The organism is Achromobacter sp. (assembly GCF_032102605.1).
Classification (GTDB): Bacteria; Pseudomonadota; Gammaproteobacteria; order Burkholderiales; family Burkholderiaceae_B; genus Achromobacter.
This window is the reverse complement of sequence record NZ_DAMDGT010000007.1, coordinates 116,308-131,981: the sequence shown is the minus strand read 5'-3', so window position 1 is coordinate 131,981 and position 15,674 is coordinate 116,308. Positions and strand designations below refer to the sequence as shown.

The following is a 15,674-nucleotide window of genomic DNA, read 5'->3' as shown; positions in this document are numbered from 1 at the left end:
AGATGGCATGGTTGACGTCTTGGTGATTGGTGGGGGCAATGCGGCGCTGTGCGCGGCCCTGATGGCGCGGGAAGCCGGCGCCAGCGTGCTGCTGCTGGAAGCGGCGCCGAAGGAATGGCGCGGCGGCAATTCGCAGCACACGCGCAATCTGCGCTGCATGCATGATGCGCCGCAGGATGTGCTGATCGACGCGTATCCCGAAGAAGAATACTGGCAGGATCTGCTCAAAGTGACGGGCGGCCTGACCAACGAACACCTGGCGCGGCTGGTCATCCGCGAATCCTCCACCTGTCGCGACTGGATGCGCCGCCATGGCGTGAACTTCCAGCCGCCGCTGTCGGGCGCGCTGCACGTGGCGCGCACCAACGCCTTCTTCATGGGCGGCGGCAAGGCGCTGGTCAATGCCTATTACCGCAGCGCCGAGGCGCTGGGCGTGCAGATCCGCTACAACGCGCCGGTCGATTCGCTGGAACTGGACAACGGCCGTTTCGTGGCCGCGCGCATCGGCGAAGAGCGCATCGAAGCCCGCGCCTGTGTGCTGGCCGCCGGCGGATTCGAATCCAACCGCGAATGGCTGCGCGAGGCCTGGGGCCAGAACGAGCGCGGCGAATGGCCGGCCGACAACTTCCTGATCCGCGGCACGCGCTTCAACATGGGCGTGCTGCTGAAGTTCATGCTGGACGCCGGCGCCGACGGCATCGGCGACCCGTCCCAATCGCATTGCGTGGCCATCGACGCCCGCGCGCCGCTGTATGACGGCGGCATCTGCACGCGCATCGATTGCGTGTCGCTGGGCGTGGTCGTCAACCGCGATGCCGAACGCTTCTACGACGAAGGCGAGGATTTCTGGCCCAAGCGGTACGCCATCTGGGGCCGCCTGACGGCGATGCAGCCGGGCCAGATCGCCTATTCCATCATCGACGCCAAGGCGATCGGCCGCTTCATGCCGCCGGTCTTCCCGGGCGTGACGGCCGATACGCTGCCGGAGCTGGCTGTGAAGCTTGGGCTGGACCCGGTCATCTTCGAAAAGACGGTCCGCCAGTACAACGAGGCCTGCCGTGTCGGCAAGTTCGACCACACGGCGCTGGACGACTGCCACACCGAGGGCCTGACGCCCGCCAAGACGCACTGGGCCCGTCCGATCGATACGGCGCCGTTCTATGGCTACGCCTTGCGGCCCGGCATCACCTTTACCTATCTGGGCCTAAAGGTGGACGACACCGCCGCGGTCCGGTTCAACGACAAGCCCAGCGACAACCTGTTTGTGGCGGGCGAAATGATGGCCGGCAACGTGCTGGGCAAGGGCTATACGGCGGGCGTGGGCATGTCCATCGGCACGGCCTTCGGCCGCATCGCCGGCACGCGCGCCGCGGCAGCGGCATCCGGCCAGAAAAACGCGGGAGTACAACGTGAAGCAGCTTGAAGCCCTGGCCCGCGAGGCGCAGTCTTTTTCCAGCAGCCAGTCCGGCCCAGCGCCGGCGGCAACCGAACAGCCCGTGCACTTTCACGCCCGAGGCGCCAAGCCCTTGACGGAGACGCTGACCGACGACGAAACCGAAGTCGCGCGCGTCATGCAGATCTGCAACGCCTGCCGCTACTGCGAAGGCTTCTGCGCGGTGTTCCCCGCCATGACGCGCCGCCTGGAATTCGGCAAGGCGGACCTGAACTACCTGGCCAACCTGTGCCACAACTGCGGCGCCTGTCTGCACGCGTGCCAGTACGCGCCGCCGCACGAGTTCGCGGTCAATGTGCCGCAGGCCATGGCCAAGGTGCGGGTGCAGACCTACACCGATTACGCGTGGCCGGCCGCGCTGGGCACGCTGTACAAGCGCAACGGCCTGGCCCTGTCGCTGGCCACCGCCGCTGGCCTGGCGCTGTTTCTGGTGCTGGCGGTGGTGATGGCCGGGGGCCTCTTCCACGAGCCGCTGGCGGGCAATTTCTACGCCGTGTTTCCGCACAACACGCTGGCGCTGATGTTCGGCGTGGTGTTCGGATTTTCCATGCTGGCGCTGGCCGTGGGCGTCACCCGCTTCTGGCGCAACGTCAGCCCGGGCGCAGCGTCCGGCGCAGCGGTGGCCGAGGCCGCGCACGACGCGCTGCGCCTGCGCTACCTGGATGGCGGCCACGGCAAGGGCTGCAACAACGCCGACGACGCCTTCACGCTGTGGCGCCGGCGCTTCCACCACTTCACGTTCTACGGCTTCATGCTGTGCTTTGCGGCGACCTGCGTGGCCACGCTGTACCACTATCTGCTGGGCCAGCAGGCGCCGTATCCGATCCTGAGCGCGCCGGTGCTGCTGGGCACCGCCGGCGGGATCGGTCTCTTGATCGGCCCGGCCGGCCTGCTGTGGCTGAACTTCAAGCGCCATCCGCAACAGGGCGACGCCGCCCAAAAGCCGATGGACCGCGGCTTCATCGTGCTGCTGTTCCTGACCAGCGCGACGGGCCTGGCCCTGCTGGTCGGCCGCGACGGCGGCGCAATGGCGTTGCTGCTGGCCATCCACCTGGGCGTGGTGATGGCGCTGTTCCTGACCTTGCCCTACGGCAAGTTCGCGCACGGCATCTACCGCTCGGCGGCCCTCTTGAAGTGGTCCATCGAAAAGCGCCAGCCCAATAAGCTGCAGCTCGGTTCGGACTGAAACCGGCCTGCCTCGTCACCGATATGACGGCGCCCCACGAAGGCGCCGCAATCGTCAACAACCCTGGAGACTTCAATGTTCCGTACCCGACTGCTGGCGCGCGTAGCGCTGGCCGCCTGTATGACGCCCGCACTGCCGGCGGCCCATGCGCAGACCTTCCCCGCCAAACCCATCACGCTGGCCGTGCCGCATTCTGCCGGCGGCACGTCTGACATCCTGGCGCGCACCGTTGCGGCAGAGGCCGCCAAGACGCTCGGCCAGACCATCGTGATCGACAACAAGGGGGGCGCGAACGGCACCATCGCGGCCAAGCAGGTCGCGTCGTCCGCACCCGATGGCTACACGCTGCTGCTGGCCACCGCCAGCACGCACGGCATCAACCCGTCGTTGTACTCCCGCATTTCCTACGACGCGGTGAAGGACTTCACGCCCGTCACGCTGCTGGCCACCGTGCCCAACGTGCTGGTGGTGGGACCGAACGTGAAGGCCAAGAACGTACAGGAACTGATCGCCTACATCCGGTCGCAAGGCGACAAGACGAACATGGGCTCGGCGGGCGCGGGCACGCCCGGACACCTGGCGGGCGAGATGTTCAAGAGCGCGGCCAAGCTCGAATTCACGCACGTGCCGTACAAGGGCGGCAGCCCCGCCATCACGGATCTGATCGGCGGCCAGATCGATTTCATGTTCACGACCATTCCCGGCGTCCTTCCGCACGTGAAGGCTGGCACGCTGCGCGCCCTGGCGGTCACGTCGCCCGACCGCTCGTCGGCCATGCCCGATGTGCCGACGATGGCCGAATCCGGGCTGCCCGGTTTCCAGGCGGTGTCTTGGCACGGCATCGTCGCGCCCGCCGGCACGCCGGACGCCGTGGTGGCGCGCCTGAACGAAGCCCTGGGCAGCGCCCTGGCCTCGCCCGAGGTGAAGCAGCGCCTGCTGGAAGAGGGCGCGCGCGCGTCCGGCGTGAACACCGCCGAATTCGGCAAGTTCATCCAGACGGAAATCGCCAATTGGGCCAAGGCGGTCAAGGACTCCGGCGCCACCGCCAACTGATGTCAACGACGGCCCTTCGGGGCCGTTTTTCATGGGCATCCGGCATGGCCGGAAACGCGCACTGCACATGCTAGGATGCCCCGCATGCTGATCGCCGCCTTGCTGACCTCGCTTGCCCTGTCCTCGGGCAATGCCGCCAACTACGACCTTGCATGCTTCTATGCGGACAAGGAGGCGGGCGGTTCCCTGGAACACGTCGAACACTGCGCCCGCGCAACGGAAGACTCCGTCGAGTTCCGTCCGGCCGTGCTGTCCCGCATGGATTTCGGCGATGACCGGTTATCACCCGCGACCGCCAACGGATCCTGGCACTGGGTGCGCCCAGACGGCCGCGCCGTCGCCGTGCTGACCTTCGACAACGGCGCCGACGACTTTGAAGCAGGTCTGACGCGCGGCCGCTGGGCCGGCGGCATGGCGTTCTACGACAAGCAGCTCAATCGCGTGCTGGCTACGCCCTATGACTGGGCGGAACGATTCGAAGGCGGCCTGGCCGTGGTGTGCCAGGGCTGCCGCACCGAGCGCACGCCGGATGGCGAGCACAGTTATGTCGTGGGCGGTGAATGGGGCGCCATCGACCGGCAGGGAAAGTTGGTGCTGCCCCTGCGGCGGGACGCGATGTCGCTGCGTGCGGCTGTGGATGCGGCGCGGGAAGCGGCCGCCCCATGATGCCCGCGTAGACTTTCATCCTCCCGCCATCAATTTCCCCAGCGTCGCCATCCCTTGTTCCATGCCGTCGTTCCATGGATGCCCATGGTTCAGCCGCAGGAAATTCCCAAATGCGCCCGACGCCGAAAACAGCGGCCCCGGCGCGATGCTGATGCCGTGGTCCAGCGCGGCGCGGTGCACCTTCATGGTGTCGATGTGCGCCGGCAGCTCCACCCACACGAAATAGCCGCCGGCCGGGCGCGTGGCGCGCGTTCCTTTCGGGAAGTAACGCGCAACCGCCTGCAGCAGTTCGCCTTGCTGCAGCGCCAGCGCCTGGCGAAACTGCCGCAGGTGCCGGTCATAGCCACCTTTTTCCAGGTAGGCCGCGATGGCGGCCTGCGTGGGGGCGGCGGTCGCCAGGCTGGTGGTGAGCTTGTTGCGCATGATCTGGCGCGTGTATCGCCCGCCGACCACCCAGCCCACGCGGTAGCCCGGCGCCAGCGTCTTGGAGAACGACGAGCAGTGCATCACGATGCCTTCGGTGTCGAAGGCCTTGGCCGGCCGCGGACGTGTTTCGCCGAAGTAGAGCTCGCCATATACGTCGTCTTCGATCAGCGCCACGCCGTGCCGCGTCAGAAGCAGGACGAGCGCTTCCTTTTTCTCGTCCGGCATCAGGCTGCCCAGCGGGTTCTGGAATGTCGTCATCAGCCAGCACGCCCGGGGGCGGTGGCGGACGATGGCCGCTTCCAGCGCCTCCAGGTCGATGCCCACGCGGGGATGCGTCGCCACTTCGATGGCGTGCAGGCCGTTGCGCTCCAGCGACTGCAACGCCGCGTAGAACGTGGGGGATTCGACGATCACGGCGTCGCCGGGACTGGTGACGGCCGCCAGGCTCAGGTTCAGCGCGTCCAGCGCGCCGTTGGTGACGATGATGTCGTCGACCGGCACGCTCATGCCGTCCGCCAGGTAGCGCAGAGCGATGGCGCGGCGCAGGGCGGCGTCGCCCGGGCTCAGGTCGTCGATGGAGCCCCAGGGATCCAGCTTCTGCACCGTCGACGCCATGTAGCGCGCCAGCCGGCCGTAGGGCAGCAGGGAAGGGCTGGGAAACGCCGAGCCGAACGGCAGCATGTCGCGGCGCAGGGGGGCGTTCAGCACGCGCAGCACGTTGTCGCTGACGTCCACCGGATGGCGCCCGGCGGTGGCGCTGGACGGGCTGTCCAGTTCCGGCAGCGCGGCGCGCGGGGCGCGCTGCACGTAGTAGCCGGAACGGTCGCGCGCGCGGATCAGGCCGCGCGCCTCCAGCAGGTAGTAGGCCTTGAACACCGTGGACGGGCTGACGCCGCGGCTGGCGCTGGTCTGCCGCACCGACGGCAGGCGGTCGCCCACCTGCAGCAGGCCGGACAGGATCGAGGCGGTGATTTCTTCGGTCAGGCGTTCGTAGCGCTTCATGGGTATCCCGTGCAGGATGCGGAGTTCAGGTCGACATGCCGATGGATCGCATGACCAGGCGCAGCAGGCCGGCCGCCGCGCCCAGCGCCGCGACGCTGCAGGCCCAGATCAGCGCCAGCCAGAAGAGGCGCGCGCGCCACGAGGAAGCTTGGGACGGATTCATCAGTGGAACTCCTCGCCGGTGCGCACTTTGCCGCGGAACACGTAGTAGGACCAGGCGGTGTACATGAGGATAATCGGAATGATCGCCAGGGCGCCCACCAGCGCGAAGCCCTGGCTTTGCGGCGGCGCGGAGGCCGCCCAGATGGAGACGCCCGGCGGGATGATCGCGGGCCAGATGCTGATGCCCAGCCCGCTGTAGCCCAGAAAGACCAGCGCCAGCGACAGCACGAAGGGGCCGGCGGCCGGCATGCCCTTCACGCGGCGCATCAGTTCGAAGCCTGCGGCGGCCACCAGCACGGGCACCGGAAAGAACCAGAACATGTTGGGCAGGGTGAACCAGCGCTGCGCGATGATGGGCTGCGCCAGCGGCGTCCAGGCGCTCAACACGGCGATGACGGCCAGCAGCGCCAGCGTCAGCGGCCGGGCCAGGCTGCACATGTGGCGATGCAGGCGACCTTCGGTCTTCATGATGAGCCAGGTGCAACCCAGCAGCGCGTAGGCCACCAGCAGGCCGAAGCCGGTGAAAAGCGAGAAGGGGCTGATCCAGTCCCAGGGGCCGCCGTGGTACGCGCGGTCCACCACCGGAATGCCTTCGATGTAGGCGCCCAGCGTGACGCCCTGGAAGAAGGTGGCGCACACGGATCCCAGGACGAACGCCTTGTCCCACAGCGGACGGTGGTGCTCATCGGCCTTGAAGCGGAATTCAAAGGCCACGCCGCGGAAGATCAGTCCCAGCAGCATGAACACCAGCGGCAGGTGCAGCGCGCTCAGGATCACGGAATACGCCAGCGGAAACGCCGCCAGCAGCCCCGCGCCGCCCAGCACCAGCCAGGTTTCGTTGCCGTCCCACACGGGCGCCACGGTATTGACCATCACGTCGCGCTCCTGGCGGTCGGCCACCAGCGGAAACAGGATGCCGATGCCCAGGTCGAAGCCGTCCATGACGACGTACATCATCACGCCGAACAGGATGACGACGGCCCATATCAATGCAAGGTCTATGCCCATGGCTTCAGGCTCCGGAATGCGTGTGTTGCGCGGGCTCGATGCCCGCCAGTGTGGATGCGGCGGACAGCGGCCGGGACGGTTGGCGCGGCTCGCCCGGTCCGCCGGACAGGGGCGCGTGTCCGGGCGCGGGGCTGGGGCCCATGCGGATCAGGCGCAACATGTAGGACACGCCAGCGCCGAACACCAGCAGGTACACGGCCACGAAGAGCGCCAGCGTCAGCGAGAGTTCGCCCAGGCCATGCGGCGTGGCGGCGTCGGCTGTGCGCATCACGCCGTACACGATCCAGGGTTGGCGGCCGATCTCGGTGACGTACCAGCCCGCCAGCATGGCCACCAGGCCGGACGGCCCCATCCACAGCGCGCAGCGGTGCAGCCAGCGCGATTCGTACAGACGCCGGCGCCAGCGCGCCCACTGCGCCCAGATCGCCAACCCGATCATCAGCAGCCCCAGTCCCACCATGACGCGAAACGACCAGAACACCACCGCCGAATTGGGACGGTCTTCGGGCGGATAGGACTTCAGGCCCGGAAACTGGCCGTCCCAGCTGTGCGTAAGGATCAGGCTGCCCAGCCGCGGGATGTTCAGCGCGTAGCGCGTTTCCTCGCGCTCCATGTCGGGCATGCCGAACAAGGTAAGCGGCACGCCCGCGCCGGGTTCGTTTTCCCAGTGGCCTTCGATGGCCGCGATCTTGGCGGGCTGGTGCTTCAGCGTGTTCAGTCCGTGGAAGTCGCCCACCACGGCCTGCAGCGGCGCGACCAGCAGCAGCATGCCCATCGCCATCGCGAACATCTTCTTCACGGCTGGGCTGCGGTCGCCGCGCAGCAGGTGCCAGGCCCCGGAAGCGCCCACCATGAGCGCCGTGGCCAGGAACGCGGCGATGCCCATGTGCGCCAGGCGATACGGGAACGACGGATTGAAGATCACGGCCAGCCAGTCGGTGGGCACGACACGCCCGTCCAGGATTTCGTATCCGGCGGGCGTCTGCATCCAGCTATTGGATGCCAGGATCCACGTGGCGGACACCAGCGTGCCCAGCGCCACCATGATGGTCGAAAAGAAATGCAGGCCCGGGCCCACGCGCGACCAGCCGAACAGCATGACGCCCAGGAAGCCCGCTTCCAGGAAAAAGGCGGTAAGGACTTCGTAGGCCAGCAGGGGCCCGGTCACGCTGCCCGCGAAGTCCGAGAAAAAGCTCCAGTTGGTGCCGAACTGATAGGCCATCACCAGGCCGGACACGACGCCCATGCCGAAGTTGACGACGAAGATCTTGGTCCAGAAGTGGTAGAGGTCCCGGTAGACCGTCTTGCCGGTGCGCAGCCAGAAGCCTTCGAGCACGGCCAGGTAGCTGGCCAGACCGATGGTGATGGCGGGAAAGACGATGTGAAACGAGATGGTGAAGCCGAACTGTATTCGGGCGAGCAATAGCACGTCGCTATCCATGGCGGTATTCCTGACTTTCATCATCAGCGCGGGATGGCGGCCACGAGGCGGCTTGCGCTGACGGGTGTTTGACCTGCATGGGAAAGTTAGTCCGCCCGCACTGAACAGTACAGATTCAGAGACGGCTTAAAAAAGCGGATCAGATTTGTCGTCGCGCGGTGAAAATCCGGTGTTTCACGGTGGAAAGGCCTGTTTCGCCCTTTGGCGGACGGGGCGCAAAGTTACAAAAAACCCAGCACAGAGCGAGCCGTTGAGGCGCCTGCTCCGGCGTGGGAGGTCGCAGCGTTATGGGAAGGCTGCCGCGGGCCGCCACGGTTTCCCGCCCGTGCTCATTCGGCTACGATGAGAGCCCGCCGGAACCGTCCCTCTCGGCTCCCGCGCGGCCCGCCGTCCTTCGCCCAGAGATACCTGAAAGTCATGAGCATTACCAAAACGAAGGGCTCGTCCAGCAAAGCCCAGGCCCTGCCGCACCGGATCCGGGACCAGCTGCGCTACGAGATCCTGACGGGGGCGCTGCCGGCCGGCACGCCGCTCAAGCAGGACGCGTTGGCAACCCGATTCCAGGCCAGCCGGATCCCGGTGCGTGAAGCCCTGCGCCAGCTTGAAACCGAAGGTTTGGTGGCCTATCACCTGAATCGCGGCGCAGTCGTCATCCGCATGGACGTGGACCAGATCTGCGAGCTTTTGGACATACGCATCGCGCTGGAAGGCTATGCGGTGCGCGCGGCCGTGCCCAACATGGCGCGCGCCGATCTGGATGAACTGGAATCCATCCTGCGCGAATACGACGAAGCGGATTCCGTGCCGCGCTGGGCGGAACTGAACCGCCGTTTCCACCTGGCGCTGTGTGCGCCGTCGAACAACACGCGGCTGCGCCGGCTGATCGAGGAATACGGTCTCAACACCGACCGCTACACGCACGAGATGATGTCGATGGCCACGGGCAAGGAAGGGCCGCAGGCGGACCACTACCGCATCCTGGAGGCCTGTAGGAAGCAGGATGGCGCGCTGGCGGCGCGCCTGGTGGAAGAGCACATCATCGAAACCAAGAAGAACCTGGTCGCGATGCACCGCATGCGCCAGGATGCCTGAAGGCCCGCGACGGGCGCGGGCCTTCCACGGCCAAGGCGCTACGCCGCCCGGCCACCCAGGTACAGCTCCCGCACCTGGTCGTCGTTCATCAGCGCGTGCGCGTCGCCGGTGATGGCGACGGCGCCCATCGACAGCACGTAGGCGCGGTCAGAGATCCGCAGCGCCTCCATCGCGTTCTGCTCCACCATCAGGATGGTCACGTCTTCCTTTTCGCGGATGCGCTGGATGGCCTCGAAGACTTCGCCCAGCGTCTTGGGCGACAGGCCGGCCGATGGCTCGTCCAGCAGCAGCAGATCAGGAGACGGCATCAACGCGCGCGCCAGCGCCAGGATCTGGCGTTCTCCGCCGGACAGCGACGCAGCCGGCGCCTGAAGCTTGCGGCCCAGCACCGGGTAATGCTGGCAGAGAATGCGGATGCGGTCTTCGCAGGCCTCTTTATTCAGCGCGTTGCCGCCGACCTGCAGGTTTTCGCGCACCGACAGCGCGGTGAAGACGTTCTCGGTCTGCGGCACGAAGCCCAGGCCGTGGCGCAGGATCTTCTCGTGCACCGGAAAGCGCGAAATGTCCTTCTCGCCCAGCATGACGCGTCCTTCGCGCGGCTTCAGATAGCCGGCGATGGTCTTGAGCAGCGTCGACTTGCCGCAGCCGTTGGGGCCCAGCAAGGTCACGATTTCCGCTTTGCCTGCGTGCAGCGAAATGCCGCGCAGGATGTCCACGTCGCGGGTGTAGCCGGCGACGACGTCTTGCACTTCGATCATCTTTTCCCTCATCACGCGACTCCCATGCGCAGCGCAGGCCTCGCGGTGGCGCCGGCTGCGGGCCGGGAGGCCGCGCCGCCCAGGTAGGCTTCCAGCACGCGTTCGTTGGAGGCCAGTTCGTCGGGCCGGCAATCAGCCACGATGTGTCCGCGGTCCAGCACGATGCAGCGATGGCAGACTTCGCGGATGAAGTGCATGTCGTGCTCGACGATCACGATGGTCATCCCGGCCTGGTTCAGGCGCTGCAGGGCGCCCACGATGTCGCTGCGCAGGTTGGGATGCACGCCGGCCGTGGGCTCGTCCAGCATCAGCATGCGCGGATGCGCCATCAGGGCGCACACGATGCCCAACAGTTTCTTCTGGCCGCCGGAAATCGCGGCCGCGGGCTGGTCCCGCACCGGCGCCAGCAGCAATTGGTACAGCAGCGCATTGGCCCGCTCACGGGCGCGAGCCTCGGCCTCGCGCGCGCCGCGCAACCCCAACAGGTTTTCCCACACGCCGTGATGTTCGACCGACGCCGCCATCGCGACTTCCGCGACCGACATCTTGGCCGGCATGGACGGAAGCTGGGACGTTCGCGCGATACCGGCCTTTACGATGCGGTGCGCGCTCAGCGTGTCGATCCGCCGGCCTTCGAACGTGACGCTGCCCGCGTCGATGGCCTCGAACCCCGTGATGGTGTTGAGCAGCGTGCTCTTGCCGGAGCCGTTCGGCCCAAGCAGCCCCACGATTTCGCCCGGCCTGATGTTGAAGCCGACTTTTTCCAGGACGCGATTGCCGCCAAAGGCCTTGGCCACGGAATCGACCTGCAATGCATAGGGGGCCGTCATGGCATCTTCCTCATCTTTTCAGGCAGCAGCCCTTCGCTGCGCCACAACAGGCATCCCAGCAGGATGAATCCGATCAATCCCAGGCGCAGCGCGCCCGCGATATCGGAACCAAAGCCGAACGCATCCTTGGCGAACGGCACCAGCGTGTAGGCGGTCTGCACCAGCACCACGCCCAGCACCACGCCCGAGAAGTTGCCGATGCCGCCAATCATCAACATGGTCCACAGCAGGAACGTTTCCGACGCCAGCAGGTAGTCCGGACCGACGAAGCTCATGTAGTGCGCGTACAGGGATCCCGCCACGGCCGTCACCGCCGCGCCCGCCATCACGGCGCGCGACTTCAGCGACATCAGGTCGTAACCCATGCACGCGGCAAGCTTGGGCTCTTCGCGCATGACGCGCAGCGCGCGGCCAAAGCGCCCGTAGGCCAGCCGCCGCAACAGCACCGCGGCGATGGCGGCCAGCGCGACCACCTGGGCCAGGAAAGCCAGCGCACCGCTTTTGCCCGGCATGCCGTCGAACAGCGCCGGAATGCCGCTGATGCCCTGCGCGCCATTGGTCAGCCAGAGTTCGTTGGTGGCGACGGTGCGGATGATTTCCGCGATGGCCAGCGTGGCGATGCCCCAGTAGTCGGCGGCAAGCTGCCTGCCCAGGCGCGCGATGCCCCAACCCAGCGCCATGGCGACGGCGACGCCTGCCGCCGCGCCCAGCGCGGGATGCCAGCCGGCCTGCACGGCGATGCCGGTGCCGTACGCGCCGATGCCTGCAAAAGCGATGTGGCCGAAGTTCAGCAGGCCGGCCAGGCCCGCCTGCAGATTCAGGCCCAGCGCCATCAGCGCGAAGATGGCGCCGAACGTCAATGATGAAACCAGGAAATCAAACACGGCGCACCTCGCGGTCGAACAGTCCGTAGGGCTTGAACAGCAGGGCCAGCAACAGGATCAGGAAAGACGCCGCGCTGATGTAGGCCACGGGCAGGAAGGCCACCGGCTTGGAATACAGCCAGCCGAAGTTCAGGTTGGTCACCAGGGTTTCGGTCAGCGCGATGAGGAACGCGCCAGCGACTGCGCCCAGCGGGTTGCCCAGGCCGCCCAGGATTGCCGCGGCGAATACCGGCAGCAGCAGGTCGGTGCCCAGATTGATGTGCGCGCCGGTCGACAGCGCCAGCAGTCCGCCGCCCAGGCCGGCCAGCGCGCCGCTGCAGAAGGCCACCTGGCACGTGATGCGCGACGCGTTCAATCCGCTGGCGTCGGCCAAGGCGGGGTTGCAGGCCAGTGCGCGCATGGCGCGTCCCGCGCGGGTGTAGAACAGCAGCAGCGCAAAACCAGCCAGCAGCAGGGCGGTGGTGGATACGGCCGCGATCTGGGTCGGCGTGATGCTGGCGTCGCCCAGGCGGATGGGGGTGGCCAGCGGCAGCTTGAACATCAGCGGGAAGGACCCGGCGATGCCTTGGCAGAAGGCGATCAGCAGCATCGACAGCGCCAGCGAGCCGATCATGGTGATCGCCGGCCCCGCGCGCAGCAGGCGGCGGAATACCAGCAGGTGAAAGGCCAGCGCCATGGCGCCGGTCAATGCGCAGGCTGCCAGCAGGGCCAGCGCCAGCGGCAGCCCCACGGCGCTCAGTGCGTAAGTGAGATACGCGCCCACCATGGCGTATTGCACGTGGGCGATGTTTGGAAATTTGACAGCCCGTACACCATGCTCAGGCCCAGCGCGATCAGCGCCAGGTCCGAACAGCGCAGCAGCGTGTCGACCAGAATCTGGATCATCTTGTTTGCTCGAAAGACATCGGAAACGCCGCGGCGGCGCGAATTTCCTGCGGCCCGCCCGCGGAAAAAAAGACCGGACCCGCTCCGCGGCGAGCCCGGCCAAGGCCTTGTCAGCGGACCACGATCTTGCCCTGATCGGACTTGAGCTTGGCGTACGGCGGGTCGATGCGCTGGCGGTCGCCGTCGAACTTGATGAAGCCGGTGACGCCTTCGTAGCCCTTCTGGCCAAGCTGCGTCAGCGCGGCCTGAACGTCGGCAGGCGCGGTCGACTTGGCCTGGTTCATCGCGGCGGCGGTGAGCAGCACGGCGTCATAGGCGTAGCCGGTGTACGACGTCTTGAAGCCTTCCTTGTAGCGGGCCTTGAATGCGTCCGCATATTCGCGGCCCTTGGGGCCCAGCACCGACCCGACTTCCATGCCGATCTGGCCCTGCGCGATGTCGGCGGGCGTGTCGCTCAGGCACATGCTCAGCAGGATGCCGTACCACGGGGTCTTGCGCAGTCCCAGCTCGAAGGCTTCGCGGTTGATGACCGCGGATTCCTGGCCGTAGGCGGTGTAGATGTAGGCGTCGGGGTTGCTGCGCGACATCTGCTGCAGTTCGCGGCGATAAGTCGACTGGCCGGCGGTGTACAGCACGTCGGTCACGATCTTGCCGCCCAGCTTTTCGAATTCTTCCTTGTACCCGTGCGCCACGCCCTGGCCGTAGGCGTTGTTGGGCGCAATGATCGCCACGTTGCGATAGCCCTGGTCCCACGTGTCCTTTGCCGAGAACTTGTTGCCCTTGTCTTCCAGGCCGATCAGGTTGAAGGACGTGGCGCCCAGGTCGCGGATCTTGACGCTGGTGCTGGCGATGTTGATGTGGGTGACGCCTTCCTTCACCAGGTATTGGCCCAGCGGAATGGAAATGCCGGACGAGTATTCGCCGATGACCACCGGCACCTTGTCCACGCTGACCAGCTTGCGCGCCGCGTTCAGCGCGGTGGTGGGGTTGCCGCCCGAATCCTCGATGACCACGGCGAACTTCTTGCCCAGCACGCCGCCGTCGGCATTGACCTTTTCCACGGCCAGGTCCACGGCGCGACGCACGTCCTCGCCCACGGTGGCGTTGGCGCCGGTCAGCGACAGGACGGCGCCCATCTTCTCGAAGCGGGCGTTCAGCGGGCGGGATCCGGGAGCAGGGGCCGGCTGAGCACCGTGCCCAGCGCCATGGACAGCGCGCTGCCCAGGCAGGTGGCTATGCCGACGGGGTCCAGGGCCGCCTTCGGCGTGAGCCAGAAGCGCCACGCCGGCCAAGCCGGCCATCGCCGCCGCGACACGTAGGTGCTGCCCCAGATGGCGGGCGCCAGCGCGGTCAGGAACAGGTCGGCGTTGCGGCTCATGGCAAGGGAAAAGGGGCGCGGGCGAACCTGCCGGCCCGCGCGCACCTGGCGGTCAGTACATGTGCTGGCCGCCGTTCATCGCCACATTGCTGCCGGTCATGAAGCCTGCGGCGTCACTGCAGATGAACGCCACCAGCGCGCCGATTTCTTCGGGCTCGCCCAGTCGCCCCAGAGGAATCTGCGGCAGGATCTTCTCCTTGAGCACTTCGTCGGGCACCGCCTGCACCATGCGCGTGGCCAGGTAGCCCGGCGACACGGTGTTCACGGTCACGCCCTTTTTCGCCACTTCCAGCGCCAGCGATTTGGTAAAGCCGTGAATGCCCGCCTTGGAAGCGGCATAGTTGGTCTGCCCGAACGCGCCCTTGCTGCCGTTCACCGACGAGATGTTGATGATGCGGCCCCAGCCCCGGTCCGCCATGGGTCCGCACAGCGGTTGCGTCATGTTGAACATCGAATCCAGGTTGCTGTGCATGACCTCGGCCCAGTTCTCGGCCGACATCTTGCGCAGGCTGGCGTCGCGCGTGATGCCGGCGTTGTTGACCAGGATGTCGATCTGGCGGCCGTCCTCTTCAAGGCGGCGGGCCAGGGCCTGGCAGGAGTCGAAATCCGCCACGTCCACCTTGTACATGCCGAACTTGCGTCCCTTGGCGGCTTCTTCGTTGATCCATTCCCGCGTGGCCGATTCGCTGGAATGGTAGGTGACGATGACATCGTGGCCTGCGTCGTGCAGCGCCACGGCGATGGCGCGGCCCAGGCAGCCAGCCCCGCCGGTTATCAAGGCCGTGCGCTTAGCGGTCATGGCGCGCTCCCGGCTGGCTGGCGTCGTGCATGGCCGCGCAGGCGGCCGCCATCTGATTGGACATGGCGGACCACATCTGCCCCAGTGGCGAGTTGTCGGCGTTGGCCCCGGAGCTGTTGGCGTGCTTGAACCATTCGCACATGGCGGCGCCGAGTCCGGCGGCCAGGGTGGCCTGTTCCTGCAGCGCGGCATGGGTTATGGCCTGGCCGGCTTCCAGCTGAGCCTGCCAGCGTTTGCGGGTGAGTTCACCCAGCGCGGGGGCCAGCTGCTGCCAATTGTCGGTGGGTTGCAGGGGGGGAAGGGCGGCGAGGTACTGGCCGGCGTTGTCGCTGGCCAGGCGCTGGCCCAGTTCGATCCAGCGCTGCTGGCTTTCCTGGGCAAGTTGAGCCAGGCGCTGGCAATACGCGACGTTGGCGGAGGCCAGGTCCTGGGGCATGGAGGCAGTTGTTTTCTTCATCATCCGTCCTTTTAAAAGAGTGATAAGGGGGAACGAATACACACGGGCCTCGTGCCGTCCGGCAGAGGGTACTGCGAAGGACTTTTTCAACAATAGCGCAGCGCAAGGCCGAACGGCCAGTTTCATCGTCGCCGCCTGGCGAGGGCGATGCTCGTGTCCGGCGCGGTCCTGGCCGCGAAGAAAGCGGCGCGACG

General features: G+C 66.8%; 16 protein-coding genes and 1 pseudogene. 5 read left to right on the top strand and 12 right to left on the bottom strand.

What is annotated here, in order from left to right:
• The first annotated feature begins 7 nt into the window (after positions 1-7).
• From tcuA to RT614_RS17195, 4 genes are all read left to right on the top strand, one after another.
• A complete protein-coding gene (gene tcuA / locus RT614_RS17210) occupies positions 8-1,423 on the top strand; it encodes an FAD-dependent tricarballylate dehydrogenase TcuA (protein WP_313623337.1) in 1,416 nt (471 codons plus the stop codon).
• Complete coding sequence (gene tcuB / locus RT614_RS17205; RefSeq protein WP_313623336.1) at positions 1,410-2,639, top strand: tricarballylate utilization 4Fe-4S protein TcuB; 1,230 nt, start codon at positions 1,410-1,412, stop codon at positions 2,637-2,639. Before tcuA ends, tcuB begins: the two co-directional genes overlap by 14 nt.
• 75 nt (positions 2,640-2,714) lie before the next feature.
• Positions 2,715-3,692: a tripartite tricarboxylate transporter substrate binding protein gene (locus RT614_RS17200; RefSeq protein ID WP_313623335.1), complete on the top strand. Its 978-nt coding sequence runs from the start codon at positions 2,715-2,717 to the stop codon at positions 3,690-3,692.
• A gap of 84 nt (positions 3,693-3,776) precedes the next feature.
• Entirely contained in the window at positions 3,777-4,358 is a 582-nt protein-coding gene (locus tag RT614_RS17195; protein WP_313623334.1) for a WG repeat-containing protein, read from the top strand.
• A 15-nt stretch (positions 4,359-4,373) separates the two neighbouring features.
• On the opposite strand, the gene RT614_RS17190 is transcribed toward RT614_RS17195, so the two are convergent.
• From RT614_RS17190 to RT614_RS17175, 4 genes are read right to left on the bottom strand one after another with little or no spacing between them, the layout of a single operon-like run.
• On the bottom strand, positions 4,374-5,786 hold the full coding sequence (locus RT614_RS17190; protein WP_313623333.1) for a PLP-dependent aminotransferase family protein: 1,413 nt from the start codon (positions 5,784-5,786) through the stop codon (positions 4,374-4,376).
• Between the two features lie 25 nt (positions 5,787-5,811).
• Positions 5,812-5,949 carry a DUF2474 family protein gene (locus RT614_RS17185; RefSeq protein ID WP_313623332.1) on the bottom strand — a complete coding sequence of 46 codons (138 nt, stop codon included), beginning with the start codon at positions 5,947-5,949 and terminating at the stop codon, positions 5,812-5,814.
• Positions 5,949-6,956, bottom strand: coding sequence for a cytochrome d ubiquinol oxidase subunit II (gene cydB / locus RT614_RS17180; RefSeq protein WP_313623331.1), 1,008 nt, complete (start codon positions 6,954-6,956; stop codon positions 5,949-5,951). Before cydB ends, RT614_RS17185 begins: the two co-directional genes overlap by 1 nt.
• Before the next feature lie 4 nt (positions 6,957-6,960).
• On the bottom strand, positions 6,961-8,397 hold the full coding sequence (locus RT614_RS17175) for a cytochrome ubiquinol oxidase subunit I (RefSeq protein WP_313623330.1): 1,437 nt from the start codon (positions 8,395-8,397) through the stop codon (positions 6,961-6,963).
• A gap of 417 nt (positions 8,398-8,814) precedes the next feature.
• Here RT614_RS17175 and RT614_RS17170 point away from each other — a divergent pair, with 417 nt between their 5' ends.
• Complete coding sequence (locus RT614_RS17170; protein ID WP_313623329.1) at positions 8,815-9,489, top strand: GntR family transcriptional regulator; 675 nt, start codon at positions 8,815-8,817, stop codon at positions 9,487-9,489.
• A 38-nt stretch (positions 9,490-9,527) separates the two neighbouring features.
• On the opposite strand, the gene RT614_RS17165 is transcribed toward RT614_RS17170, so the two are convergent.
• From RT614_RS17165 to RT614_RS17130, 8 genes and pseudogenes are all read right to left on the bottom strand, one after another.
• Positions 9,528-10,247: an ABC transporter ATP-binding protein gene (locus RT614_RS17165; RefSeq protein ID WP_313623328.1), complete on the bottom strand. Its 720-nt coding sequence runs from the start codon at positions 10,245-10,247 to the stop codon at positions 9,528-9,530.
• A gap of 11 nt (positions 10,248-10,258) precedes the next feature.
• On the bottom strand, positions 10,259-11,077 hold the full coding sequence (locus tag RT614_RS17160) for an ATP-binding cassette domain-containing protein (protein ID WP_313623327.1): 819 nt from the start codon (positions 11,075-11,077) through the stop codon (positions 10,259-10,261).
• The gene (locus tag RT614_RS17155) at positions 11,074-11,961 is read right to left on the bottom strand and encodes a branched-chain amino acid ABC transporter permease (protein ID WP_313623326.1); all 888 of its coding nucleotides are present in this window, start codon (positions 11,959-11,961) and stop codon (positions 11,074-11,076) included. Before RT614_RS17155 ends, RT614_RS17160 begins: the two co-directional genes overlap by 4 nt.
• Positions 11,954-12,846, bottom strand: a pseudogene (locus RT614_RS17150) (branched-chain amino acid ABC transporter permease). Before RT614_RS17150 ends, RT614_RS17155 begins: the two are co-directional and overlap by 8 nt.
• 110 nt (positions 12,847-12,956) lie before the next feature.
• Positions 12,957-13,982, bottom strand: coding sequence for an ABC transporter substrate-binding protein (locus RT614_RS17145; protein ID WP_313623325.1), 1,026 nt, complete (start codon positions 13,980-13,982; stop codon positions 12,957-12,959).
• A gap of 17 nt (positions 13,983-13,999) precedes the next feature.
• Positions 14,000-14,224 carry a hypothetical protein gene (locus RT614_RS17140; protein WP_313623324.1) on the bottom strand — a complete coding sequence of 75 codons (225 nt, stop codon included), beginning with the start codon at positions 14,222-14,224 and terminating at the stop codon, positions 14,000-14,002.
• Positions 14,225-14,276: 52 nt separating this feature from the next.
• Positions 14,277-15,023, bottom strand: coding sequence for an acetoacetyl-CoA reductase (gene phbB, locus RT614_RS17135; RefSeq protein WP_313623323.1), 747 nt, complete (start codon positions 15,021-15,023; stop codon positions 14,277-14,279).
• Entirely contained in the window at positions 15,013-15,480 is a 468-nt protein-coding gene (locus tag RT614_RS17130) for a hypothetical protein (protein ID WP_313623322.1), read from the bottom strand. Before RT614_RS17130 ends, phbB begins: the two co-directional genes overlap by 11 nt.
• Positions 15,481-15,674: the final 194 nt, after the last annotated feature.